The organism is Legionella spiritensis, from assembly GCF_900186965.1.
GTDB classification, from domain to species: Bacteria; Pseudomonadota; Gammaproteobacteria; order Legionellales; family Legionellaceae; genus Legionella_C; species Legionella_C spiritensis.
Genome location: NZ_LT906457.1, coordinates 215976 through 241690, shown reverse-complemented (window position 1 = coordinate 241690; position 25715 = coordinate 215976). Strand labels below are relative to the sequence as shown.

Below are 25715 nucleotides of genomic sequence, written 5' to 3'. Positions count from 1 at the left end.
ACATCTTATTAGAAATTTTCCTTATTAACAACAAAATGTTCTTTTTCGCGTTCTTTGTGGTCCTTTTAGTTCTCTTTTATTACCTTCAGATGTTCTTCAATTTCCTATTTATGTTTTTATACATTTATTTTGGTTCATTATCTACCTATATCATCAGAAAACCCTTGATGGGAAGAAAAAGAACCTGTTATGATATCTTTAAGAAACGTTAGAACTCTGGGCAAGATAGGTGAAGTTAGCTAACCAGCAAGCTGGCCACCAAACTTCACAAGCCTTATTCGCACCTTCGGTGCTCAACGCATATCTTGCTTTTTGAGGTCAAAAAGAAAACAACAAATTAGAACCTAAAGGATTGCATAACCACTTATTAAGAGGTCAGCATCCTTATGGACAATCAGAATAAAAAACCTACCAGAAAACACGGTCGCCACCTTCGTGTTCCCGTTCTTCCAGATGAAGAAATCTCAATTAAATCGAATGCAGCTCAGGCTGGGCTTTCTATTGCGGAATACCTGCGTCGAGTCGGCCAGGGCCACCCAATACAAAGTGCCATTGATAAGGAATATATTCTTCAGCTATCCAAAATAAATGCTGATATGGGAAGGCTAGGAGGACTGTTTAAACTTTGGCTTACCCAGGATAGGCGCGTCGCACATTTTGATCACCGTATGGTAAAAGCATTACTGGGTCGAATTCAAACAACGCAGGAAGCCATGTTTGAGGTGGTGAAAAAATTATGATTATTCGCCATATACCCATGAAATCAGCAAGACTTAGCAGCTTTTCAAGCTTGGTGAAATATATAGTTGATGAACAAAACAAGCAGGAACGAGTAGGCAAAATCAGGATATCAAACTGTAACAGTATCGACCCCACATGGGCCATTCAGGAGGTATTGGCAACACAAGCGATAAATCAAAGAGCAAAAGGAGATAAAACCTACCACTTACTCATATCGTTTGCACCAGGTGAGAACCCACCTGAAGACATATTGAAGGCTATCGAAGAACGAGTTGTATCAAGTATAGGATTCAGAGATCATCAAAGAATCAGTGCCATTCATCACGATACCGACAATTTACATATTCATGTTGCGGTTAATAAGATTCATCCAAAATCTTTTAACATGATTGAGCCATATAGAGCCTATAGAGCTTTTTCTGAAGTGGCATCGACATTGGAAGCTGAGTATGGTCTTGAGCTCATAAACCATCAAACACGTAAATCTCGTTCAGAGAATCTTGCCGATGATATGGAGCATCATTCAGGTATTGAGAGTTTGATTAACTGGATGAAACGCTATTGCTGGGAGAACTTGGAGTCAGCAGAAAACTGGGACGAGTTTCATAAAGTTCTCGCAGTGCATGATCTTGAAATTCGAGTCAAAGCTAATGGATTTGTTTTTTGTAATAAGGATGGTCTTACTATTAAAGCCAGTTCTGTTTCACGAGGATTTTCTAAAAAGAACCTTGAGTATCAGTTAGGGGCATTTATACCATCGCCATACTCTGCTCACATAGCTGGGCAAAATATCTATCGATATGAACCACTTAATAAGCAAGTGCTCAGCAAAGAAATTTATGCACGTTACCTCCACGAAAGAGAACACGGCAAAACAATTCTTTCCGAAAAACTTAAGAGGCTTCGTGAAGCTAAGACCATATTAATTGATAAGGCCAAGAAGCGCGGCAGAATGAAACGAACTGCGCTAAAACTACTAAAAGCCCCAAGGATTCAAAAGAAATATCTCTACAAGCAAATCAGTAAAACTCTGTTAAGTGATATTGAACAAATCCGCCAAAATTACTCCAAAGAGCGAAGCATTTTGATTGATTTACATAAAAAAAATACCTGGGCTGACTGGTTGCGGTACAAAGCACAACAAGGAGATAAAGACGCTTTAACCGCCATGCGATATCGCAATCGGAAAAATAAAACCAATTACACTTTATCAGGCCCATCACCGGATATCTCCTCCGCCAATATAGGTCAGGTTGATTCCATTACCAAAGAAGGAACAGAGATTTATAAGACAGGTAAGGCTGTCATTAGGAATACCGGCAAAGAAATTAAAATTTCCAAAGGTGCTTCAATCGCCGTATTGAAAAAAGCCCTTGAGATGGCCCTCCAAAGATACGGCAACTGCATTAAGGTAAGTGGTTCACCACTATTCAAAAAGATCATTATTCAATTAACCGTTCAGAGCAAAATCCCAATCACTTTCGCTGATTCTGAGATGGAATCTCAGCGCCAAAAAATAACTTCACAACAGAAGGAACAAAATGAGCAATCAAGACGATACGGATCTGATGATGGAAGAAGAACTGCAAGAAGCAATGAAGTTGCTGGAACAGCCCATGGAAAAGGAAACCCTTGCAGACCGAAGTCCAACGCTATCAGCTTTAGACAAGGCCCGCCAGCCGAAGGTCAAAACAGCCTGCGAAGTCTGTCCCAACTCGATATGGTTCAGTTCACCGGAAGAAGTAAAGTGCTATTGCCGACTGATGCACATGATCAGCTGGAGCGGCAAAGATTCCAACTTGATAACCATGTGCGACGGAAAATTTCTGGATTAAAGAAAGGGAGAAAAAATCGTAACAATAAAATTTATTTTTAATAAATGAATTGATTGGTTTAGTCAATTAAATATGAATCCCAACTCATCTTAGCTTAAATTGGGATTCATATGTCGAAACCGAATAAAATTTTCACCATTGATATTAACTTTATCTTCCTCAACAAACCCAGCCTTAAGAATGCCTTTAATTCTTGTACGAGAAGGTGGAAAGAGAATCGTAACCGAATCAAGGTTTAGTTTATGAAAAGCTTCTTCAATCATATCCTTATAGATTTTTTTTCCATAGCCCCAGTAAGCAGGGGAAAGGACGAGAGCTAATTCAAAGTTTTCTTCGTCGGGTTGAATACCTCCCCATCCAGCAAAATTGCCATCTATAAAATAAGCCCATGGACCAAATCCATGTTTTTCCCATATGTCCTCTTTTGATGCGATAAAAGTATTATATTGTTTTTCATCGAAGCCTTGAGATGATAAAGGCATATGGCGCTGTACAATAGGATTATTTAGAAGTTCTATAATCAAGTTTTTATCAACTAATTTTAGTCTTTTCTTTTCAAGATGCATAATAGTAATTATCTTTTAAGTTGTTGTATTTTTGTTGTTAATCCAATCCGCCATCAATTGCCCGCCCGCTATTATAATTTTATCCTACCAACATAACAAATGTTAACACTTTAACAGCTATTTGCCTTTGCTAACCTTATTTAGACAGTGGCTATTCTCTGTTATGATAAGAAGAATCCAGAAGTAAAGAGTATAAAAAATATTTTATTTAAATTGCGCATACTGCTTATTATCGGGTCATCTAGCGTATTGTAATTTAGTCTTAACTGGTTGAGAAATAAAGGAGAGTACATAATTGCATATTACATTTTTATTCTATGAAGGTATGACAGCACTCGATGCTATTGGACCTCATGAAATACTTAGTAGATTACCAAATGCTTCAGTTAAAAGAGTGGCCTTGAACTCTGGAAATATATGCACGTGTTCAGACCTTATTTTAACAGCTGACTATACCCTATCTGATGTCTCACAAACTGATATTTTAGTGATTCCTGGTGCTGGAAATGCAACTGCGCTAAGAGAATATCCAGATATTCTTGAGTGGGTAAAAGACATACATGCCTCGACTATTTGGACTACTTCAGTTTGTACAGGTAGTTTAATATTAGGTGCAGCAGGGCTACTATCTGGCGTTAAGGCGACGACACATTGGGCCGTGATGGAGCGATTAAAAAAATGGAATGCTATTCCAACGTTTCAACGAGTTGTTGAAAGTGGAAAAATCATGACAGCTGCTGGTGTCTCTGCCGGAATTGATATGGCATTAACTCTTGCAGCAAAAATTTCTGGGGAGGATATCGCTCAAACTTTACAACTTGGTTTAGAGTATGATCCGCAGCCGCCGTTTAATTCAGGTTCCCCCGATAAAGCATCCCCACAGATTTTAAAAAATCTACAAGCACGTTTAAGTGATAGGTTTGAAGCAGAATGAAATTGATTATATTTGATATTGATGGCACATTAACTTACACAAATGAAGTCGATTCAGTTTGTTTTGCTCAAGCCATCTCTGAGCACTTAGGAATTAATAATCTAAACACGAACTGGCATGAATATAAGTACTCAACCGACTCCGGTATATTGTCAGAGATATATCAGAAGCATATCAATGATGCGCCATCTCAATCAGATATAACAATCATTCAAAATCGTTTCATTTATTTGCTAAATAACGAGTTTAAAAAAAATCATCCATGCTCCCCAATCAAGGGAGCCAAGGAATTAATCGATATTATTCGCACTGAAAAAAGTTATGCATTGGCAATTGCGACTGGTGGCTGGTCTGTTTCTGCTCAATTAAAGTTAGATTCAGCAAAAATAAATCATTCCAATATCCCAAAATCTTATTCCGACAAGCACTTTGAACGTACTGATATTATTTTGCATGCCATTGAGCAGTCCAAAAGTAAGCATCAAGAGAACTTTAGTAGTATTACTTATGTAGGGGATCGTCAGTGGGACTATATTGCCGCTCAGCAATTAGGCCTCAATTTCATTGGTGTTGGAAAAGAGTTTTGTAACCAGCGTTATGATAAAAAAGTAATTGACTTATCAGATAAGAAAAAATTTTTCGGTTTCATAAACTGTTTCGGAAAGGAATCATGATAACAGGGATTAATCATATCACATTCGCCACAATAAATATTACAAGATCAATAGAGTTTTACTGTAACATTCTAAAGTTTAAGCTAATTGTGAAATGGAAAAATGGTGCCTACCTTTCTGCGAAAGATATATGGCTCTGCCTAAGTTGCAACACAAATACAAAAACACAAGCATTGGAAGAGTATACACATATTGCTTTTTCAGTTGATTCTCAGTCGATAAAAGATATTCGTGAAACAGTAGTAAAAGAAAATATTCCTCAGTGGAAAGAAAACACTAGTGAAGGCGCTTCATTATATATACTAGACCCTAATTACAATAAGCTTGAAATTCACTGCGGCAATTTAAAAACAAGACTTAAGTATATTATGCAGCAACCCTATGAAGAAATGGAAATTTATCTGCCAGATGATCAAATGGAGTTGTAAAGAAAAATACACTAAATTTTAAGGCATGGGATGAGATTTCAAAAAACAACAGCGCTGACATTTTTGTTGTAGAAGATGATAATCAAATTGTTGGAGTGGCCCAAATAGATTATTTACAATATCTCACTTATAAAGGCGGAGTTAGAGCCCAGATAGAAGGTGTCAGAATCCAAAAAAAATATCGAAACAAAGGGATAGGCAAAAGACTATTTAACTTTCTACTCGACAAAGCCAAACAACGTGGATGTCAGCTTGTTCAACTGACAACAGATAAATCCAGACCGGAGGCTTTAAAGTTTTATGAAAGCCTTGGATTTGTGCCGAGTCATATTGGCATGAAACTACATTTTAAAAAGAATGAGCGAGTGGAAAATAAATTTAATGAATAAGCATAATTATTTTATTCTAACTGGTGCTATGGGGGCAGGTAAGTCAACAATCCTCAAAGAATTGAGAAAGCTTGGATTTCTCTGCATTGATGAACCGGCCAGACAAATTTTAGCGGAACAAAGAGCAATCGAAGGTAGTGGTGTCCCTGAACATGATCCAAAATTATTTGCCGACCTTCTATTATCTCGCTCAATCTATCAATTCAAGCAAATGGAAAATCGTCAGGGCCCTGTTATCTACGATCGTGGCATTCCTGATAACATTGGCTACGCTAAACTATTTGATTTAGATTGTCATTCCCAAACCAAAGCTGCTCATCAATATCAATACAACAAACAAGTTTTATTCCTCCCTGCTTGGGAAGAAATTTATGAAAATGATGATGAGCGTAAAATGACATACAGTCAGGCAAAATTATTTGGGGACGATGTCAGAAAAATTTATGAAGACTTGAGTTACAACATCATTGAAGTTCCATTGCTACCTCCGTATGAACGAGCGGAGTTCATTGTTAATACCATTGTAAAAAAAATGGCTGCTCAATCAGCGATGCCTCTTGAAACAGCGCCTGATTGTCAAAATATATTACAAGAGCTTAAACAACGAGAGCCAATTTTTCACAGGCGAGAGTTTGGTACATCCCGTGAAGCATTGGAAAATATGACTACTGCATCCTTTTGGGAAATTGGTGCTTCAGGGAGAAGATATTGTCGAGAATATGTCATCAAAACATTGCTTGAAAGATATCAACAGCAACCTATTGATGATTGGGAAACTGAGCAGTGGGGAGCAACAGATTTTTGTTGCCAGAAAATAGCTGATCATAACTACTTGTTAACTTATACCCTTACACAGGGAACGAGAATTACAAGGCGGTCAACGATATGGCGGCTTGAAAATGATTCCTGGAAAATTGCATATCATCAAGGTACTGTGGTGGAAGATACATTATGACCGATGAAAAGGCTAATAATATACATAAAGAGGCTACTCAATGGGCGCACAAATGCTTGAAATCTCTTGGGTATACGTTAAAATCCGACTTACCAGAAAAGGTGCAACACACCCATTGGTCTTATGTCATCAGGTTTAAAACATCTGAGGGATATGTCTATCTAAAACAAACGCCACCAGCCATTGCCTTGGAAGCCAAAATATCTCAAGTTTTACATGAACAATTTGATGCCTCTACACCAATAATAATAGCTTCAAACGTCGAATTGAATTGTTTTTTGATGAAAGATGCAGGCCTTTCATTAAGAGTAATTTTAAAGAAGAAATTTGATAAAGAATTGGTTTGTAGGGCTATTGACCAATTTACATCACTTCAGCTTGCAGTTTCAGAGCGCGTTGATGCTCTTCTAGATGTTGGCGTGCCAGATTGGCGGCTGGAAAATTTTCCTGCCTTGTATAGAAAGATAATTCTAGATAAGAAGTTGTTAAAGGATGATGGATTGTCAGAAATAAAAATCGATGAAGTAGGGGCTTTGGTTCCAAAGATTTCCACTTTATGTGAAAAATTATCTTCATATTCAATAAAGCAAACCATTGTACAGCCTGACTTCAATGACAATAATGTGCTTATTGATGGTTCATCACAAACAATCACCATCATTGATTTAGGTGAACTGGTTATTTCCCATCCATTTTTTTCGTTGCTTAATTTTTTGCACATAATTAAAAAACATCATGCCTTAAAAGAAGAGGATAAGACTTATGTAGAGATAAAGAGCGCCGGTCTTAAGCCTTATATGATGTTCGAGTCCGAAGAAAATATATCAGATGCTTTTTTAATAGCACAAGAACTATGGTTTGTTTATGGAATCTTAGCCCATTATCGGTTGATGCTTGCATGTGGTAAGGAAAATATAATGTCCTGGCAGCAAGGAAAACTTAGCAGTTTATTTAGAGGCTTTATGGCTAATGGAAGATAATATGACTGGTGAAAAAGCAAATGATATAAATTTTCCAAATGGCTTCGCAGAGCGAATTATCAATACTCATGGTACAAAAGGTTCCACCTGGCTTGGAAATTTAAGTCATTTAATAAGGTATGCTGAAAAAGCCTACAAGCTATCAAACATCCAGCCTCTATCACATCTATCTTTCAACTATACAACTTCCGCAAGGCAACATGATGGAAAGACCATTATTGTTAAATTTTGTATACCTGGGCCTGAGACTGACAGTGAAATAGAAGCACTTAATTTTATGCGTGGCGAAGGCATTGTTAAACTTATTAATTATGATAGGAATCAAGGTATTTTATTACTTGAAGAATGTTGCCCAGGAAAAACATTAGCAAATGTTGTTAGTGAGCGTGAAGCGACGCGTATTGCAGCTAACGTCATTATTAACATCCAAAAGTCGATACCTGATGAATTAAAGTTTCCTTCGACATCTGATTGGTTTAGACGACTTGAGTCAGACATTAAATGCCCAGCAGGGTTCGATAGTAAGAACATTGATAAAGCAAAGCGAATTGCTGGTGAGTTACACAATCAAGCAAAAAAAACTGTCTTACTTCATGGTGATCTTCACCATTTCAATATTTTGTCTGCCCAAAGGAAGCCATGGTTAGCAATTGATCCAAAAGGTGTCGTAGGACCACCAGAATATGAATGTGGCGCTTTTCTCAGGAACCCTATTCCTCAAATTGCTACCAAACCTAATCTGAAAAAAATTATGGCTGATCGCATTGATATCTTTGCTGAAATACTTAGTTTTGATCGACAAATTATTATTGGCTGGGGATACTCGCAAGCTATTTTAGCCGGTGTTTGGTGTCTTGATATGAAATCAGATGATTGGGATATTTTTTTGAAATGCGCTGAGGTATTAAATGATTTTATATGAAATACGGATCATACCTGTTAGTTGAAGCTCCAAGAGGATCTCAGAACCTGTTCAACTCGATACAGTTCAGTTCATTTACACAAGAATCATAATCCTGTGAGGTTGTTAGATACTGGCTAATATCTCCTTGATTACATTAGTTTTCCACACAACACCCAAATCAGATTCTGAATTTATGCGTCCGCTATAAACGCCTAGTAAATTAGTTATTGAATTGGTGAAAATAGCTGTATCACCTCCTTCCATGGCTACAGCGCCTCCGCTTCTATGTGCTACTACGGGTGATCCTGATTGTCCTTGCCTAGAACGACAATCAATCAAAAATTTTGGCATACCTTCATATTGTAAATTTGGTTCGCTTGCCATAAAACCTGTTGCCCATATGGCAAGGAAACCACCAGCAGTTTTACCAAATGGGAAGCCAATGACGCTTACAATATCAGCAGGACTAATGGCTATTTTATTTTTTTCATCAAGGGAATATGGGTAGCAAATAATACTGTTATTTAGCTGAAGAGTTAAGGCAACCACATCTGCCTGCTCGCCTAATTTTGGATGTTCATGCCAAAGGGGTTCTTGCATTATTTCTGGGTCATTGTAAAGATTTTGCTTAATAGGCAACCAACTGCCCAACTTTCCTCTAACATTGTGAAAAATTTCCACAATATTTGGTACGCCTCCATGAGACGAAAGTACTTCGCCAGTATAAGGATTTCTGCCTGTGAAATTATGTCTATTAGTGATCAATACATGTCCATTTGGCGTTTCTATAGTAAAGCCAGTTCCTGTAGCCAACAATGTATCGTTAAAATACATTCTCAAGAATAGAGATTGGACTGATTGTATTTGTATACTGTTTGGCTTATTTGATTGCACTTACTTTCTCGTTAAAATCTCTGTACATAAATATCAGAATAACAAATTGACAAAAAAAAGTGGAATACCATCTCACTTAATGTTTGCGAGTGTATGATGAGTTGCCTCAAAATATTTCTTATTTTTGGTTACATTTATATTTGAGACAACACATTCGAAGTTAATCAAGGTGCCAACTATTTTATAGATTATGTGATATGAACAACATTTCCTTTTCGCGGCTGACGTAAGTATCTATATTTCTTAGCAATTTTATCGACCTTGGGTTTGATCTGCCGTTTAACTCCCTCAATTCCTAGCTTGCTATGGTTGGCCAAGTCATTAAAATCACTAAATTGCTTAGGATTTAATGACTGCTCACCTAGCGCAAAAGTGGGTATAACGATAAAACCATTGACAGCATCAGCAGCTTCACCAGCTTTTTCTTTGCCTGGGTTAATCCCTTTTGACTGCTCAAGGTGCTTATCATCATCAGCGGCCAGCATAATTGGGGTATGGGGATACTCTTCATGCATTGCCTTTGCCACCGATTTAAGATTGCCTGCATCAAAGGCAGAAACAACAGCCGGCAGAGCAGTGGCTTCTTTTATAGTTGCCGCAGTTGCATACCCCTCAGCAATGATAATGACAGGTGAGTCAGCAAGTTTTTCTAAGCCACCTAATACATGAAAACAGCCTTCCTTTCTGGAGTCTTTGGCAAAATTTTTAGAGCCATCATCACCGATATATTGAATGCTCCAGATTTTGCCATCAATATCCATTGCTGGAATGCAGGTTATTTTGTATGAAGGGCTAGTATAAACACCGGAGTGAACTTGAATACCTTTTGATTTCATATAGGGGGTTTGTTCGGTTGCCTCTTTCATTTTAGATAGCCTTTGCGTCAGTTTAAGCGCAGTATTTTTGTGCTTTTCATCAAGTTCAAGCTCACGGTTTTTCTGATTTTCAAGTGCCTGAGCTTTAAGGGCTGATTTTTGCTCGTCGGTTAATACATAGCCTTTGCATTTCCATTTTAGTTCAGCACCTGTGCGGTTGTTTTTAATATAACCAGCGGGAATACCATCTAAATGAACCACATAAAACCCTGCCTTTTCACCGTGTTTATCATCGTCCATTTGTATGCGATGGGGTTGGCCATCGATAATGGGATGCTCTCCTGTTACTCTGGCGCCTAAGCTGATTAAGGCTTCTTTGAATTCATCAGCAGGTGAAAGGGCTTTATCTTCTGGTGAAATCTGGTTTTCTGGAAGCCAGGGTTTGATTTTTTCAATATCAATACCTGGCTTTGCATACCAGCATTTTTGTTCTTTGTCCCAGGCAATCCCAGTTGTCCCATCAGCAAGTTTACCTACTATTGATTTTGCTTTGTCTTTTTCTTTGTAGGGGATGCTGAGCCAGGTTTTCTCGGAGATGTATTGTTTTGATTCCATGAGGATTTCCTCTTTTGGTTGTTCATCCCTGATTTCAATGGTTTGCTCTTGATTTAACTCTTGGACCTGTTCCAAAGAACAAATATGATTGACAATTTTTTCAGCATCTGCGGATGCTCTGAATATTTCTAATGGATCATCCTCTAAAACACGAATCCATGATTTGATGTAAGCAGTATGTTGAGAAGGATCATGGCCAATGCCAAGCTCCGCACCTAATATCATGCTGGCGATTTCAGCTCTCAACTCTTCTTTGGCATAGGCCTCACTGCCAAACGGGTGGCCTAAGTCGCGGTTGAGTCTGGAGGGGTGACCACTCCAGTGTCCTAGCTCGTGAAGCGCTGTGGCATAATAATGAGCCGCTGATTTAAATTGGTCTTTAGGTGGCAGGTGAATACTGTCTGTCGATAATCTGTAAAAAGCTCGGTCTGCTTCTGAGTGGAAAATAGATGCACCAGAATTTGTTAGCAGCGTTTCCGCTTTCTCAACTAAAGACCAGTCTTGCTCTTTTTGTATGAGCTCAGGCATATTATCAATTTGTGAAGCATGAAAAACTCTGGCATAAAATACTTTTGGTCTTTCAAGATTAACCTGCACTTTTACTGGATTGCCTTGTTCATCAAGAACCGAATTACCTGAATCATCTTTTTTGATTTTTTCTTCACTAAATTTCCAGTATTGTACTGTTGTTCCTTTCTCGCCTTTGCGGACCTGTGCATCAATGCTTTGGGCCTGTTTATAGGTTAGCCAGCGGTTATCGCCATCTTGATTCAGCATTAAGTACAGGGCATTGATACCACGGTATCGTTTTCCGGTAACGGGATTAAAGGGAATATGGCCATCGCCAATGCCAGGTTCCCAAGGCTTTAGCCAAGGTGCTGTTCCTTGTTTTAGGCTTTCGATGATCTGGTTAGCAACGATTTGGTGGTGAGACATCTTAGTCATAGGCGGCCTCCTGTGCTTCTTCTTCACTGATGGCATCTTCATAAAATGCACCCATGATTTCAGCTTCAAGTGGTGTGACTTCAGCAATAAAGCCAGGGACGGTTAAATCTTCCAGTTTTTCAGCAATGACTTCATTTAAATCGGGTTTATGATTCATGTATTTTCTCCTGTTTTGGGTAGACCCATATGGGTGTGAGCATTCCTTTTATTTGTCCTGATTTAATAGGGCCATAATAACGACCATCAAAAGACCACTGGCTTTGATCGGTCATGGCCATAACTTCATCGTCATTTAATTGATAATTTTTTGCTTGCCATTGAGGTAATGAGCGATTGAGAGCATCTTTAAGCTGAGGTTTTGAATAGGGAATAAGCCTGTCATTGACAAAGACGCCCTTACTGTTGACCGCTATGTTATCACCTGTTGTTGCTACGACTTTTTTCATTAAATATCCATAGCTATCAGGGCAAAAACCACTGTTAATATATCCTCGAACTAAGGCTTGCTGGAAAACAGGTCGATCATCAGGACAAAAAATAACATAAGCATTTTTGAGGTTTTTATATGCTGTCATTCGATAGACACCTATTGGTATAGAATCAGTCGTGTTAATCCGAAATCCTAGAAAAACCAGAAGAACGCTCAAGACAAAGATGCTTAACATAAAAACCGCTGCCCAGATGGTTAGTTGTTTCATAACCTGATTTCCTCATCTTTAGTTAAACGGGCACGTAAAATATCTGATTGTGTTGGCGCTTCAACTGATGCTCTGGCAATAAACACTGAATCTTTAAAATAGAGAGGCTGCTTGCCGTAAATAGCAGGAAAACCGGCAACATAAATAACCATGTCACCAGCCTCGGTAATTAATCCATTGGCATCTTTTTTAGGTCCGGGCATGCGCTGACATTCGTCAATGGTTAATAACGGTCTTGAGACTTCCTGTTTGGTTTTAGAAATCTGATTTAAAAAAGTGGATACACGCTTGCCGCTGGTGGTGATGTGCTCTTTAACGATCGTAGTTTGTCCTGTGAGTTTTGACAGATGTTCGGCGGTTTCAATTCGGTTGGGTGGGTAGGCGTTTTGAATGTGGCAATTGGAGGTAATGGTTTCATCAGGTCCATAGCCTCGCTCTCGGCTTTTAAGCTGATTGATATCTTGACAAATTAAGTAAAACTTCAGGCCGTAACCAGCAACAAAAGCTAATGACTCCTGTAAGATATCGAGTTTCCCAAGGCTAGGAAACTCATCAATCATGCATAATAAACGATGCTTGTATGTCTTTTTAGTTTTGACAGAATAATGTCCTTGTCCATCATCTACGCGTTCAAAATCCATTTTATCGGCTAATAGTCTGACGACCATATTTAGCATGACTCGAACCAATGGTTGCAGCCTTGCTTTGTCATTGGGTTGGGTGACGATATAGAGGCTGACAGGGTTGGTGTGATGCATTAAATCTTTGATACAGAAATCAGATGCTGAAACATTATGGGCAACGACAGGATCACGATATAACGCCAGATAAGACTTTAAGGTTGATAACACAGAGCCGGCTTCTTCTTCAGGCCGGTCAATCATATCTCGGGCTGAAGCACTAATAACGGAATGGGTTTTGCCATCCACATGGGGGAATTGAGTCATTTCAATGAGTAAATCTGCGATATTGGTATTGGGGTCAACCAGCATTCTATCGATATTGGGAAATGTAGCCGGCTCACCCTGATTTTGAAGTTTATAAATGGCATGCAGAATAAAACCAACTAACAAGGCTTGAGAGGTTTTTTGCCAGTGGGTTTCGAGTCCTTTGCCATCAGGATCAACAACGAGTGTTGCCAGGTTTTGTACATCGCCAACTTCATACTCAGTACCAACCCTGATTTCATCCAATGGATTCCAGCGAGCAGAGCCTTTAAGGGTTGCCGGCTCAAAGCGAATGACTTTGTTATGGCCGTGTTTTTGCCGCCAGCCTGCGGTCAAGGCCCATAGCTCACCTTTTAGATCGGTAATCACACAAGATTTTTTCCAGGATAATAGGGTAGGAATTACCAAACCGACCCCTTTACCCGAGCGGGTTGGGGCATAGGTTAATATATGTTCGGGTCCGTTATGGCGTAAATAGTGAACATTACCTTTTTCGTCTTCAATGGCACCGACATAAACGCCTTCTTCGTTATCAATAATGCCGGCGTCTTTTAAATCAGTCATATTGGCCCATCGGGCAGAACCATGGAGATATTCACTGACGTTTTCTTGTTTTAACTGCTTGTTGAGAAATATTATGCCCATTAAAAAAAGGCAACCGCTCATAACTGATAAACCAAAGGCGGCATTAAAAATATCAGGAAAATATTGATGATATTGCAGATTCCAGAGAATCGCCTGCCATGGCCAATAGAATTGAGTAAATGAAAAGTTTAAGGTATCAGCATGATACAGTTTAAAAGCCGCGTATTGAGTGCCAATTTGCATGCTGATTAAAAATGCAAGCATGACTAACATAATGAGATACTTACTGGCTTTATTAACATGCTTTTGCCTTACCTGTGGACCAATGGAGCGGTTTGGTTTCATTGGTTATCTCCCGATGCTTTTTGATTCACAAACTGGCTGACTTCGTCTGTGGTTTCCTCACTACCAGAGCTAAAACTGCCTTCTGGTGCGCCCATCGAGGTGACATTTTGAGAGTCAGATGATTGATTGGAAGTAGCAGAATCCGAGCTTGAAGAAACACGTTGATTGATGGCCTCGGCAATCTTACCGCCCGTTGTATCGGAAGTTTTGGCAGAAAATGAGGCTTTCATGCTGCCGGCTTTTTCACGCGCAACGTCAAACGCCCCAGAAGCAAGATGAGAACCAAATGAACCGGCAAACTTAGAAGCCTGCCCCATGGCTTGTGCTAGACCACCGGATTTAGGGCCTGAGCTATTGCCTGACATAGCGCCAATATCACCTACCCCCATACTTTGAGAAGCCGCTTTAAATGCAGCATTCAAGGCTGAAAGGCCCCCAGCACTATGAGCACTTGCAGCGCCGGCAGCTCCTGCCAGAGCAGTGCCAGCAATGCCAGCTGCACCCAAAGCACCACCTAACCCAAGGCCACCGCCACCACCGCCTGAGCCACCCGAGACAATACTTGCCAGAATGGGTGGAATTTTATTAATCAGGACCAGTAGGACGACAGCAACCACGAGCATGACAAACATTTCTTTTAACAGAATGTCTTTGGACATAGCGGCATAGTACTGATCGACAAAAGACTTACCGATACCGATAATCAGAATCATGGCAAAAGCCTGAAGCGCAATACCTAGCACTGTTTTGTAATATTGGATGGCAATATCCTGAGTCCAACGACCACCGCCAAAGCCTAATAAAATGATGCCGCCATAAGTTAATATCCAGCCGGTAATTAAAATAATCAGCATATTGATACTGACCATGGCCAAAACAATCAGAATGATTCCAGCAACAATCAGCCCAACCGTCGTTGCCGCTGGTGACCAGACCGATGAGTTATCAATGGCTTTTGAAACGATATCAAAACCCACATCAACAATATCGGAAGGGGATACTTTTGCATCAATGCCAGATGCATTGGCCGCAAGCCTGCGCATGGAGTCCATAATAGAGGTGGCTATCGCAGGTCCATTATCTAAAAGCCAATAGAAAAAGCCGACGACCACCAAAAAACGCACGGTTTCAGCGAGAAACTCCTGAATATCAGCCCGTCTTAAGGCCATCATGCCATAAGTCCATACCATACTGATCATGGCTAAAGACCAGAAAAGGTATCGAGCATAGCTCAGAATAGTATGACTCCACATCGAGGCATTATTGGAAAATCGATAGAGGATATTATCGAGCAAATCCCGGCTGTCGATGCCAGCCCCATCGGCATGAGCATTGACTGAAAAGCCAATTAACAAGAATACGAATAAAAAAGTGAATGTCTGTTTTTTCATAATATTACCATTTGATACCGGAGCTTTTGGAATAACCGCCTTGTTTGAAACAAGCGTCTGCTATGACCTGAAGTTCTTCTTTTGAGCGATCTTTTTTAGAGCTATCACAGGTAAGTGAGGCAAGATGTTGAGCTTTCTTGCGTGCTTTTGTTTCTGCGTTGTCACAACCTGACAGGAAACAGACTGAAAATGCGATTAATAAGCTTAAAATTCTCATGGTTATTCTCCTTGTATTACCATTTTGTACCGGAACTTTTATGGAATGACCCAGAGCGAAATCGTTCATCTCCGGCATCCTGTATGGCTTGTTTATTTGTTTCGGCGGCATCTTTAACGGCCTGGGCATTTTGCTGTGCGACCAATAAGCCACGAATCTGCAGCAATTGATGGGCCTGATTGCTGGCAAGTTGAGATGCAGCCTGAAGGGCCTGTTTCTGTCCACCAGCAGTTTGCGCATGGGCTTGCAGGTTTCGTAGTTTTTCAGAATCTTTTTTCAGGTTTTGCTGTTGCTTATCAATGCCTTTGAGCATGGCATCATTTGCCCGTTTCTGGGCAACGGATGCGGCCATTTTATTCTGGCTTATTTTCTTAAGTTCTTCGGCTGAGCATTTACCATGACCATTGAAGCAGGGGATTTTCTGGTAATATTCCTGGCTTTGGAAGCGGTCCAGATAAGCTTGCATGCTACCGGCTTCTTGTTTGTAATAATCAATGGTATTGGTGGTGTCGAGCAGGTTATTAATGATGCTGTCGGCATTATCCCATTGAAATGACGTCAGCGATTTGGTGTTTTGTAACATGGTGTTGTATTGGCTCAATTGATTCCGGTATTGATCCAATTGGGTCTTATACTGACTGACTTGGTTTATAATAACCTTGCCGTTTTCCAGCCAGTTGGCAAAGTCAAACACAGGCGCACCACTGGATAGAACATTGGTTGACCACAACAATAAAAAAATCAATCTTAATTTCATTGGCTTTCCTCCGTTTAATAAGCAAATTGCCGAAAAGGTTTTTTAAAGGTTAAGTCTTTGACGACAATGACATTGAAACGATAGCCGGGTCTGACATTAACCGTGGGTGATACATTGAGATTTTTAGACACCAGTTGAGAGGTCACTTCACCCAATTGTTGTCCCAATGCCTGACTCAATACATTGCCGGCCGTTGGCTGGTTATAGCCAACTTGACTGTTCTGATTGAGGCTCTGGCTATAAGTGATCCCACCAACGATGGCCGACATTAAAAGGGCTGAGCCATAAATCTTGGCATAGTGATGATCAACTTGATCTCTGAACCCAGCCATACCTGCACTATCAGCTCCGGGCATCGAACCGATATCAAGTGCTTTGCCATCAGGATAAACAAGACGTTGCCACGCCACTAAAACTGAGTTCTGGCCAAAACCAACTTCATTAGAATAAACACCAATAAGCTTGGTACCTTGAGGTATTAACAGATGTCGACCAGTAGCCGTATCATAAACATTCTGAGACACTTGCCCGATAATCTGGCCAGGTAGCTCTGATGAAATACCGCTGACCATGACGCCCGGAATCACACCACCAGCTCTCAGTTCATACCGGCTATTCGGGCTTTCTAATCTTGAGTTTAAATGCCAGCGGTTTTCATTTTCCTCACCACCTAATGTTTGTAGTGCGGGTCTGGCATTTTGTATGCTTTGAAGCCGTTGAAGATGTGCTTTGAAGGTATTGGCCACATCAATGTTAACAGAAGCATTATGATTTTTTTGATTCTCATTAGGGTGCAATTGCGTACCATCAACCATCACGGTGGTTTTGGCTTTCACAGCTTCTTCAAAAGCCTGAGTTTTGTCCTGACGGATACGTTCAATTTCACTATCGGGTACATCCTGAATTGGCATGTCCGGTTTTGAAGCCTGATTTTGTTCTTTGGGCAGTGGCATTGAAGGTGATTCTTCTTTCACCGTAGATTGTGTTGGAGGCCTTATCATTCCTGACTGATAATGACTCACAACGTCATTAGCCAGACTCATGGTATTTTTTTTCGATGATTTCAGCTTTACCGGCTCAGAAACTTGGTTCTGCGCATGTGCTCGTTTTTGGGCAACCAAAGCAATCAGCACGACAAAAATGGTTAAAATACCAATCGCAATAAATAAGGGCATATTATTGACCCGTTTGACACCCGATGTCTGAAGTTTTTGTGGTGAGGTATCCGGTGATAAGTAATCATAATTTTTATTCATATGCTTATTCCTTATGTGACCATGGACTGACAGGTGCAAGTTTGCCCTTGGTTTTGGCATAGGCTCGGCTTAAGACCTGAGCGCCAACAAAGATACTGACGCGATAAAGGCTATTGGGCCTTGTCTCATCAACCACATAGAAAAAGTTGGCCCTGTTTCTTGGACAGACGTTTTCAACAATGCCGTAACCTTTTTTGCGCATCTCATGAATCAAGTTAATGCCGAAGCGGTCACAGATTTTTTGAGAGATACAAAAGGTATTTCTGGCTGGTGGATAAACTCTTGTTAATTGAGATACGGCGTCTTTAGCCAGATAACTATCCTTCGATGGTGAGGCTTGTGTAAAATTGCCATAACGCATGGTGGTACAGCTCGACAAAAACATTGCCAGTATTAAAACGCTTATTCTTTTCATGCTTAGCACCTCGTAATGGTAATTTGTTCTTGGGTAGAGCCGCTGCCTATAACCAAAACTGCTTTGTCAAAGACGTTGTCGACAATGTAACGACAGCCTTGCAGACGATAATTGACCATGACTTTTTCTGATTTTTGAAATAAACCTCGTTTTCTAAAAACTAAAAGCGCAGGTGCTTCGTTATGTGACATTTCACGCGGCATTTCGATAATCGTTTTGATGCCGTTGTTATAGACTCGAACCGGTTTAAAACGAGCATTGCCCTGAATCCGGTAATTGAAGTTGAGATTGCCTAAGTATTCATTGGTTTCAGGGAATGTATTGGCTTTACGTCTTTCTGCCTGAATGTGCTGTATCCTGCGCCATTTTGCTTTAGCTTCATCAGGATAAATAAAAGAGACATAAGGCATAAAATCATATCGGTCTGACTTTAAGCGAAAATGATAGGTCCGTCTGTCGGTAGTCACGACTAAAGATGAATCAAGACCAACATCCCGAGGCTTGACAATCATATGTATTTGCTGGCTTGCTCCTGCACCTGTTATTGATGGTTCAACCATAAAACGTGGGTCACCGACATTCATCCCGTTAAACTGTTCACCTGGCTGTAATGCAATATCACATACCTGCAATGGGGCACAGACGATACTGATTTGACCAGAGCCATAAACAAACTGAACCGAACCATCTGATGAATGAAAGGGCTTGCTTGTTTGGTCGCCTTTCTGCCATTTTCTGGCAATATTTAATGCTTGTCGTTCTTGAGTTGATAGTCTGGGCAAGCTTTTGGAAAAGTAGCGCTGGTCTATGTCGCTTTTATCAAAAGCAAAAACAGATAATGGCAGCAGTAGACTAATGGTGAGGATTATTTTTTTCATGCGGTTTCTCCATGCTTTAAGTCATAAGACCAGTTAAAGTCGCGGACATATATCAAGTGAGGATTTTTCAGAATCGTATCGCTCGATGCATCATTCAGCGCATTATCCTGATAGAGCGTAACCATGGCTTTCATCACCGCTGGTTTGTCTTTAATAGTGCCATCGTGATTGCGGACTGTTTCAATCCAGTCAACCTGCCAGGTGTTTTCCGACTCTTGAAGCACAGAGCGGATTTCAATATTCACAATTTCATGGGTTGCTCTTTCAAAAGGGTTGGCGTGTTGCTTATCATTATAAAATTCTTGGACTTTTGATAATGCCGCATCGTTTTGATTTAGGTAGGAATACACCTGAAAGACGGCTTTCTTTTGTAACTCAACATCAGCACTGACCATGCGGATATTTTCAATAAAATGTGCGGCTGCGGCGCGATAATCATCAATACTTGCTTCGCCTACTTTATCAGCACGGGTCACTGATAAGGTGTTGCCGTTCGCATCCTGTTGAAACACCAAAGGAATAAATTTGCTTTGCGCGCCAATCGATATCAACCCACCAACACAAGCAAGGGTAATTAACAGACTGCTTAATCCCACGAACTGCCATATTTGTAAGGACTTCATTAGACCTGCAGTATGGACATTCCAGGCACGTTTGGCATTGAGATAAGGGTTATCGGTTAGAGGAATCTTTTGCCTATCTGGATTTGTTTTATTAAACCATTCTTTGAGCTTATTCATGCTGCTTCTCCATATTGTTTGAAATCAATTCCTTTTTCTTTAAGCCAATAAGACACCCATTGCACACCATATTTCTGCTCAAGCTGTTTCATGTGTTCAATGGAATCAGGATCAGTGGCACCGACAAAGGCCAGTGCCAGTGGGCCTAATGCCAATTGATATAGGCGTTGGCCTTTTTCACTGACATAGTAGTAATCCCGTTTAGGTTGAGCTGAGGCGATAATGTCAATTTGACGTGGGTTTAAACCCATGCGCTCGTAAATGCCCCGTGTTTCTGGATCTCTTGCGTAGAGATTTGGTAAAAAGATTTTGCTGGCAGTTGATTCAACGATGATATCTAAAATGCCTGAGCCCGCCGCATGGGATAAATGTTGCGTTGCCATAAATACCACACAGTTTTTCTTGGCCATTGAATCGAGCCATTCCGCGATTTTGTTTTTAAAGACAGGATGGGCGAGCATTAGCCAGGCTTCATCCAGCAGGATTAAAGTTGGTCTGTCATCAAGTGAAGTTTCAATACGTCGAAACAGATATAGCAAAACAGGCAGAGCAAACTTTTCACCCAACCCCATTAAGTGCTCAATTTCAAAGGTCATGAATGAAGACAGGCCAAGACCATCGCTTTCCGCATCCAGTAGGTGCCCCATTAACCCATCAATGGTGTATTGTTTTAGGGTTTCCCGGATTTCTTCATCCTGAATGGTCATGACAAAGTCAGATAAGGTTTTGGAACCGCTTTTATGCATGCTGATAATGGCATGGCCGATCTCATTGCGTTGGGCTGGCGTGGTATTTAAGCCATTCAAAGCAAGAATGGTATCAATCCATTCCATCGCCCAGGCACGGTCTGCTTTGGTTGATAAAAACTGTAAAGGGGCAAAAGACAGTCGGGAATCTTTATCCGCAATGGTATAGTGCTCCCCACCCGTTGCCTTGCAGGTTGGATACATTGACATACCTTTGTCAAAAGAATAAATCCGAGCATCTTTATAACGGCGCCAGGATAAAGCGATTAAACCAAGGTGAGTGGATTTACCAGAACGAGTAGGACCAAACATGATGCCATGACCTAAATCTCTGACATGAAGGTTTAAACGAAAAGGCGCATTACCACTGGTAACACAATGCATCAATGGAGGGGAGCTGGGTGGAAACAATGGACAGGGTGCTTTGTTTTCACCGGTCCAGATGCTAGAAGTCGGTAGTAAATCAGCAAGATTCATGGTGTTGATTAAAGGCCGTCTGATATTTTCAACACCATGACCAGGTAAGCTGCCCATAAAGGCATCCATGGTATTAATCGTTTCTGTTCTGGCGGTAAATCCAAGCGCGTTAATGTTTTTCTCAATATAGAGAGCTGCTTTTTCAACTAAAGCGCGATCCTCATCCATCAACACAACGACTGATGTATAATAACCTTGTCCGACCATGCCGGAATTCGTTTCGGCAATGGCTGACTGAGCATCATTGACCATGCTCAATGCATCTTCATCGACGACACCCGAACTGGTATTAAATATCTGGTCGAAAAATCCTCGGACTTTCTGTTTCCATTTTTTACGAAACTTGGTGAAATGCGCCACGGCTTCATGGTTATCCATGAATATAAAACGGGAGTTCCAGCGATATTCAACCGGTAGTTGGGTCAACGCTGTTAAAATGCCCGGATAAGACTCCAATGGAAAACCTTCAATCGCCACACATTGAATGAACTTGCGGCCTATTTTTGGCGTGATACCTGAAGCAAGCTCCTGAGCACCTATCAGGGCATCAAGGTAAATTGGGTTTTTAGGTAGATTGACTGGATGATTAAGGCCTGTCACACAATACTGAATATGTCTTAGAAAATTATCCTGAGTAACAACATGACCTTGATCATCAACAACCTTTTCAGATTCAAGTCTTTCTAGGTGAAGGGCCGAACCTAATCGTGATTCAAAATTGCGGCAAGACTGCTCAAACTCTTCAATTAATTGAGCTGTCTTTGCTTTCTGGCTTAATCGCTCGTTGCTATCATCAAACATTAATTCTACAAAGCGTTTTTGCGCCAGAACAGGTGGATACCAGGTTAAGGTAATGACGAAATAGCCTTCATATAAAGCGCCGATTTCTTCAAAAAGCTGCCTTCTTTCTTCATCAACGGCTTTTGAAATGTCATCAGGAAAATAAGAATGGTCACGCTCACTATATCCGGGGGCCGCCCGTCTGATAGCATCCACATGGACCATCCAGCCACTGCCCATTGCTGACAATGCCTGATTGATTCGAAAGGACACCATTTCACGCGCTTCATCCGTAGTATTGGCATTATCTTCACCCCGATAAAGCCAGGCTGCCATGAGTGAGCCATTTTTACCGACAATCACACCATCATCCACCACCGAGGCATAATTCAGTAAATCAACCAACCCTGCTTTTGAGCTTCGATGCAGTTTTAAATGGTTTTGCTGGCTTTTAAGTCTTGTCTGATAAAACAGGAAACTTAAAAAAATAAGCCCTGTTATCGACAGTAAGAAGGTAATAAATACAATCATTGATAACCTCTTTTGTTATCCCTGAAAGGGGTTGAGCGGGGCGCATAATAATTCTGATAGCGTCTTTGTTTCAGATAGATTGGCCTCATGTAAGGATCGGCTTTTGCCATTAAACGCAGTGCTTTCAGTGATAAAAACCACATTGCAATACCAACGATGGCTGCTAACCAATCCTGAGCCGCAAAAACCAAAATGGCTGACAACAATCCCGAAAACATAACAAGCTCACGATCCCCACCCATAAAAAGGCCAGGACGGTTTCCACATTGACGAATCGGAATCGTACGAAGGCTCATGACCTACCCTCCGCATTCGCCTTTTCAATCTCGGGCTTTGAGATTTCAGCACCCTTGCCGGTGATGGCGGTCATGGTGTTTTGAGCAGCTACTAAAAATGAAAGGACCAGCACGAAGAAAATGAGGGTTCTCATAAAACCATTCATATCCCCACCAAAAATCAAAGTTGCACCAGCAGCAACTAATCCGATGATGGCAGCACTAAAAGCAAAAGGACCTGTAATAGATTTCTGAATTTTCGTCAGCCAGGAATCAAATGGTAGGCCGCCACCGGTTGATGAAGCTAATGCCGGCTGAGTGATAAAAAGTAAAAATAAGACGACAAACCCCATCAGCAATATTTTTTTATAATCAATTGAATTTATCTGGTTCATTCATATTCTCCTTAAGAAAATTGTTTAATTTGATATTGGCCGTCTTTAAAGCCATTCACGGATATGATCTCTTCAACCTTTCGGCCATGTGGGGTTCTTGCAATATGCACAACACAATGAACGGCTTCTCCAATTAAAGGCTCAATATCAGCAGGGGCTGCCGGATTTCGGGTTATTAATGATTGAAGGCGCTGAAGTCCTGCAAGACAGTTGTTGGCGTGTAACGTTGCCACACCGCCCTCATGCCCTGTATTCCAGGCATCCAATAAATCAAGTGCCTCACTCCCACGCACCTCACCAACCAGGATACGGTCAGGCCGCATTCTGAGTGTGGTTTTTAAAAGTTGCGTCATCGAAATATCAAGGGTTGTGTGATATTGAACACAGTTTTGAGCAGCGCATTGAATCTCGCCGGTATCTTCAATAATGAAAATACGCTCTTGTGGTGATTGAAAAACCATTTCCTGAATGATGCCATTCACCAAAGTGGTCTTACCCGAACCCGTACCGCCAATGACTAAGATATTTTTATGCGTGGCAATCGCATATTTAATCGCATTGCATTGCTTTTCAGTCATAATGTGTGTTCGAACATAGTCATCCAAGGTAAAGACAGCTATGGCTTTTTTACGGATTGCAAAAGTTGGGCTTGAAACAACAGGGGGTAACTGGCCACTAAAACGGGAACCATCAAGAGGCAGCTCACCTTCTAATACCGGCATAGCTCGGGTAACTTCTTTGCCATGAAATCCGGCAACCGTTTTGATAATCGATTCAGCACGACTATCAGAAACATGACCGATGTATGCCATCTTTTCACCGAGTCGCTCCTGCCAGAGTCTGCCATCAGCATTTCTCATGACTTCAACGGTTTTAGGATCGTTTAAAGCATTTTCAATCAAGCTCCCCAGATCGCGCTTTAGTTTTAACTTAGCGCGATCTTTTACCGTTAAACTCTGTTCATCATACTCAAGCATAGGGCTGCTCCTGAGAATGAAGTTTAGGCTCAGTTGACCAATGACCTTGCTTAAATTTATTAATCAGCCGGTCGACAATGCTTTCTTTCTCAGCGCCTCTGTCATAAAACCAATTATCGTTCTGACGCTCGCGATAGATACGACGTTGAATTTCATCACGGTGAATAGGCAATGACTTAGGTGCATCAAAAGCAAGACGAATCTCGCCATCACGATAACCAACAATAGTGCAATACACATCTTCACCAATAACCACTGACTCGCCAATTCTTCTAGTTAATACCAACATGAGTTATCTCCTTCTGTTTAAAATTTCTTTCATTTTGTTAAGGTGGTACGCCGCTGTTTCCGGGCTTGATGGGCTACTAGGCTCAATTTTCTTAACGTATTGACGGTTGACTTCGTTCTTACAGAGCCCAATGAACTGCGCCATGGTCGGTGGAAATTCAAACTGCTGTTCGCAAATATCAGTCACTCTTGCTATAACAGAGTCTGAAAACTGCTTTAGATTTTTCCCCCATTCCTTTTTGGCAAAATCATTAAAGCGGTCATCCTGTAAATCTCTCAGCCAGAAATGACGAAATGCCACAGCAAACTTAGTGAACATCATTTCAATCACCTTGCGATTTTTAACGCTTTCTGAATTCGACGACTGTTCCTCGCTCTGGAAGTTCTTCGTCTTCATCGGGGATATAAAGTCCGCTGGTTGTTGTTTGTTTGCCAGTATTTGTCCTACGCTTTGCATTGGTTCTCTCCTTTGTGACTTCAGTATTGATTTCATCTTCCCAGCATTTTTGAGCCAACCAGTTTGCTGGATATTTCCAAGCTGGTACCCAATCACCATGTGCCTGCTTGGCCTGATAAGCTTTGATTTGATTATCAAGTGCCTGCAGCATGGTTCGAAGAAGGGTGTCATTGGGGTTAATCAGCTTAAAAGCCTCGAATGCTTTCTCACGGGATTTTTTTTCTGGATACATCCGCCAAAAATGCTCGAATCCCCTAAGAAGATATATATAATTATTTTCTTTAAGAGGTGTGGCGGCTTTTTGGGGTTCCACTGTGTCGGCTTTTGAGGCCCAATCCTCTGAACAGCCCGTATTTAAAGGGCTTGAAACGGGTGGGTTTGTGTCGGCTTTCTGTGGCGGGTTTATGGCGGCTTTATTTTGGACAGAAAAATCCCGGGAAGCTAAAAGACATTTTAAAATAAGCTGCTTGCCTTCAGATTGAATGTCAATTATTCCAGCACGAGCTAGACCAGAAACCGCACGACGAACTTGATCACGAGAGAAACTTTGGCTTTTAACCCCTTGATGGGGCTCAATATACAGCTGCTCAGATATCGACTGATAACTGATACGCCGCTTATTACCTGTTATTCCTGTTTTAACATCCATATATGGTCTAATTCCTCTTAGATAAGCCAATTGCTGGATATGAGGCAAACCACACATCACCGCCAGCTCCTCACCATTAATGACAAAATCCATCATCGTACCTATCCCTGTAAAAACTCGTTTTTATTTTCATACTGTGATATCTTTATATAAACGCTATATAAATATCACGGAACGTGAATAATAGATTTCAATATATATCACGTATTGTGATATTACAATAGGTAAACCTGACT

General features: G+C 40.8%; 29 protein-coding genes. 9 read left to right on the top strand and 20 right to left on the bottom strand.

Going from position 1 to position 25715, the window contains the following annotated elements:
• Window positions 1-386 precede the first annotated feature (386 nt).
• Both traJ and traI read left to right on the top strand, forming a co-directional pair.
• Window positions 387-740 carry a conjugal transfer transcriptional regulator TraJ gene (traJ, locus tag CKW05_RS01150; protein WP_058483926.1) on the top strand — a complete coding sequence of 118 codons (354 nt, stop codon included), beginning with the start codon at window positions 387-389 and terminating at the stop codon, window positions 738-740.
• A complete protein-coding gene (gene traI / locus CKW05_RS01145; RefSeq protein WP_058483927.1) occupies window positions 737-2617 on the top strand; it encodes a TraI/MobA(P) family conjugative relaxase in 1881 nt (626 codons plus the stop codon). The genes traJ and traI overlap by 4 nt, the downstream gene beginning before the upstream one ends.
• 48 nt (window positions 2618-2665) lie before the next feature.
• Here traI and CKW05_RS01140 read toward each other — a convergent pair whose 3' ends face one another.
• Window positions 2666-3142, bottom strand: coding sequence for a GNAT family N-acetyltransferase (locus CKW05_RS01140; RefSeq protein ID WP_058483928.1), 477 nt, complete (start codon window positions 3140-3142; stop codon window positions 2666-2668).
• Window positions 3143-3437: 295 nt separating this feature from the next.
• Here CKW05_RS01140 and CKW05_RS01135 point away from each other — a divergent pair, with 295 nt between their 5' ends.
• Genes CKW05_RS01135 through CKW05_RS01105 form a run of 7 tightly spaced genes read left to right on the top strand, consistent with a single transcriptional unit; the run spans window position 3438 to window position 8424 of the window.
• A complete protein-coding gene (locus CKW05_RS01135; protein ID WP_058483929.1) occupies window positions 3438-4076 on the top strand; it encodes a DJ-1/PfpI family protein in 639 nt (212 codons plus the stop codon).
• A complete protein-coding gene (locus CKW05_RS01130; RefSeq protein ID WP_058483930.1) occupies window positions 4073-4750 on the top strand; it encodes an HAD family hydrolase in 678 nt (225 codons plus the stop codon). The genes CKW05_RS01135 and CKW05_RS01130 overlap by 4 nt, the downstream gene beginning before the upstream one ends.
• Complete coding sequence (locus tag CKW05_RS01125; protein ID WP_058483931.1) at window positions 4747-5178, top strand: VOC family protein; 432 nt, start codon at window positions 4747-4749, stop codon at window positions 5176-5178. The genes CKW05_RS01130 and CKW05_RS01125 overlap by 4 nt, the downstream gene beginning before the upstream one ends.
• 35 nt (window positions 5179-5213) lie before the next feature.
• Window positions 5214-5567 (top strand): GNAT family N-acetyltransferase, encoded by a 354-nt coding sequence (locus tag CKW05_RS01120; RefSeq protein ID WP_082642803.1) that lies wholly within the window; start codon window positions 5214-5216, stop codon window positions 5565-5567.
• Window positions 5560-6522, top strand: coding sequence for an AAA family ATPase (locus CKW05_RS01115; RefSeq protein WP_162264430.1), 963 nt, complete (start codon window positions 5560-5562; stop codon window positions 6520-6522). The genes CKW05_RS01120 and CKW05_RS01115 overlap by 8 nt, the downstream gene beginning before the upstream one ends.
• On the top strand, window positions 6519-7502 hold the full coding sequence (locus tag CKW05_RS01110; protein WP_058483933.1) for an aminoglycoside phosphotransferase family protein: 984 nt from the start codon (window positions 6519-6521) through the stop codon (window positions 7500-7502). Before CKW05_RS01115 ends, CKW05_RS01110 begins: the two co-directional genes overlap by 4 nt.
• Window position 7503: 1 nt before the next feature.
• Complete coding sequence (locus CKW05_RS01105; RefSeq protein ID WP_065238416.1) at window positions 7504-8424, top strand: aminoglycoside phosphotransferase family protein; 921 nt, start codon at window positions 7504-7506, stop codon at window positions 8422-8424.
• 105 nt (window positions 8425-8529) lie between these two features.
• Here CKW05_RS01105 and CKW05_RS01100 read toward each other — a convergent pair whose 3' ends face one another.
• From CKW05_RS01100 to CKW05_RS01015, 19 genes are all read right to left on the bottom strand, one after another.
• Window positions 8530-9219: a trypsin-like peptidase domain-containing protein gene (locus CKW05_RS01100; RefSeq protein ID WP_133141162.1), complete on the bottom strand. Its 690-nt coding sequence runs from the start codon at window positions 9217-9219 to the stop codon at window positions 8530-8532.
• Window positions 9220-9488: 269 nt separating this feature from the next.
• Complete coding sequence (locus CKW05_RS01095; protein WP_058483936.1) at window positions 9489-11675, bottom strand: zincin-like metallopeptidase domain-containing protein; 2187 nt, start codon at window positions 11673-11675, stop codon at window positions 9489-9491.
• Complete coding sequence (locus CKW05_RS15420; RefSeq protein WP_058483937.1) at window positions 11668-11832, bottom strand: hypothetical protein; 165 nt, start codon at window positions 11830-11832, stop codon at window positions 11668-11670. The genes CKW05_RS01095 and CKW05_RS15420 overlap by 8 nt, the downstream gene beginning before the upstream one ends.
• Entirely contained in the window at window positions 11822-12373 is a 552-nt protein-coding gene (gene traF / locus CKW05_RS01090) for a conjugative transfer signal peptidase TraF (RefSeq protein ID WP_058483938.1), read from the bottom strand. Before traF ends, CKW05_RS15420 begins: the two co-directional genes overlap by 11 nt.
• Entirely contained in the window at window positions 12370-14250 is a 1881-nt protein-coding gene (locus tag CKW05_RS01085) for a type IV secretory system conjugative DNA transfer family protein (RefSeq protein ID WP_058483939.1), read from the bottom strand. The genes traF and CKW05_RS01085 overlap by 4 nt, the downstream gene beginning before the upstream one ends.
• Window positions 14247-15641, bottom strand: a complete 1395-nt coding sequence (gene trbL / locus CKW05_RS01080) for a P-type conjugative transfer protein TrbL (RefSeq protein ID WP_058483940.1) — start codon at window positions 15639-15641, stop codon at window positions 14247-14249. The genes CKW05_RS01085 and trbL overlap by 4 nt, the downstream gene beginning before the upstream one ends.
• A 4-nt stretch (window positions 15642-15645) precedes the next feature.
• Entirely contained in the window at window positions 15646-15858 is a 213-nt protein-coding gene (locus CKW05_RS01075) for a hypothetical protein (RefSeq protein WP_058483941.1), read from the bottom strand.
• Between the two features lie 16 nt (window positions 15859-15874).
• Entirely contained in the window at window positions 15875-16615 is a 741-nt protein-coding gene (gene trbJ, locus CKW05_RS01070) for a P-type conjugative transfer protein TrbJ (RefSeq protein WP_058483942.1), read from the bottom strand.
• Window positions 16616-16629: 14 nt separating this feature from the next.
• The gene (locus CKW05_RS01065; RefSeq protein WP_058483943.1) at window positions 16630-17871 is read right to left on the bottom strand and encodes a TrbI/VirB10 family protein; all 1242 of its coding nucleotides are present in this window, start codon (window positions 17869-17871) and stop codon (window positions 16630-16632) included.
• A gap of 4 nt (window positions 17872-17875) precedes the next feature.
• The gene (locus tag CKW05_RS01060) at window positions 17876-18286 is read right to left on the bottom strand and encodes a conjugal transfer protein TrbH (RefSeq protein WP_058483944.1); all 411 of its coding nucleotides are present in this window, start codon (window positions 18284-18286) and stop codon (window positions 17876-17878) included.
• 2 nt (window positions 18287-18288) lie between these two features.
• Window positions 18289-19164: a P-type conjugative transfer protein TrbG gene (gene trbG, locus CKW05_RS01055; RefSeq protein WP_058483945.1), complete on the bottom strand. Its 876-nt coding sequence runs from the start codon at window positions 19162-19164 to the stop codon at window positions 18289-18291.
• On the bottom strand, window positions 19161-19904 hold the full coding sequence (locus CKW05_RS01050) for a conjugal transfer protein TrbF (RefSeq protein ID WP_058483946.1): 744 nt from the start codon (window positions 19902-19904) through the stop codon (window positions 19161-19163). The genes trbG and CKW05_RS01050 overlap by 4 nt, the downstream gene beginning before the upstream one ends.
• On the bottom strand, window positions 19901-22438 hold the full coding sequence (locus CKW05_RS01045; protein ID WP_058483947.1) for a VirB4 family type IV secretion/conjugal transfer ATPase: 2538 nt from the start codon (window positions 22436-22438) through the stop codon (window positions 19901-19903). The genes CKW05_RS01050 and CKW05_RS01045 overlap by 4 nt, the downstream gene beginning before the upstream one ends.
• Complete coding sequence (locus tag CKW05_RS01040; RefSeq protein WP_058483948.1) at window positions 22435-22734, bottom strand: conjugal transfer protein TrbD; 300 nt, start codon at window positions 22732-22734, stop codon at window positions 22435-22437. Before CKW05_RS01040 ends, CKW05_RS01045 begins: the two co-directional genes overlap by 4 nt.
• Window positions 22731-23108 carry a TrbC/VirB2 family protein gene (locus tag CKW05_RS01035; RefSeq protein WP_058483949.1) on the bottom strand — a complete coding sequence of 126 codons (378 nt, stop codon included), beginning with the start codon at window positions 23106-23108 and terminating at the stop codon, window positions 22731-22733. The genes CKW05_RS01040 and CKW05_RS01035 overlap by 4 nt, the downstream gene beginning before the upstream one ends.
• Window positions 23109-23119: 11 nt before the next feature.
• Window positions 23120-24085: a P-type conjugative transfer ATPase TrbB gene (trbB, locus tag CKW05_RS01030; RefSeq protein WP_058483950.1), complete on the bottom strand. Its 966-nt coding sequence runs from the start codon at window positions 24083-24085 to the stop codon at window positions 23120-23122.
• Window positions 24078-24374, bottom strand: coding sequence for a carbon storage regulator (locus CKW05_RS01025; RefSeq protein WP_058483951.1), 297 nt, complete (start codon window positions 24372-24374; stop codon window positions 24078-24080). Before CKW05_RS01025 ends, trbB begins: the two co-directional genes overlap by 8 nt.
• Window positions 24375-24377: 3 nt before the next feature.
• The gene (locus CKW05_RS01020) at window positions 24378-24695 is read right to left on the bottom strand and encodes a hypothetical protein (RefSeq protein ID WP_058483952.1); all 318 of its coding nucleotides are present in this window, start codon (window positions 24693-24695) and stop codon (window positions 24378-24380) included.
• A gap of 19 nt (window positions 24696-24714) precedes the next feature.
• Entirely contained in the window at window positions 24715-25575 is an 861-nt protein-coding gene (locus CKW05_RS01015) for a hypothetical protein (RefSeq protein WP_058483953.1), read from the bottom strand.
• Window positions 25576-25715: the final 140 nt, after the last annotated feature.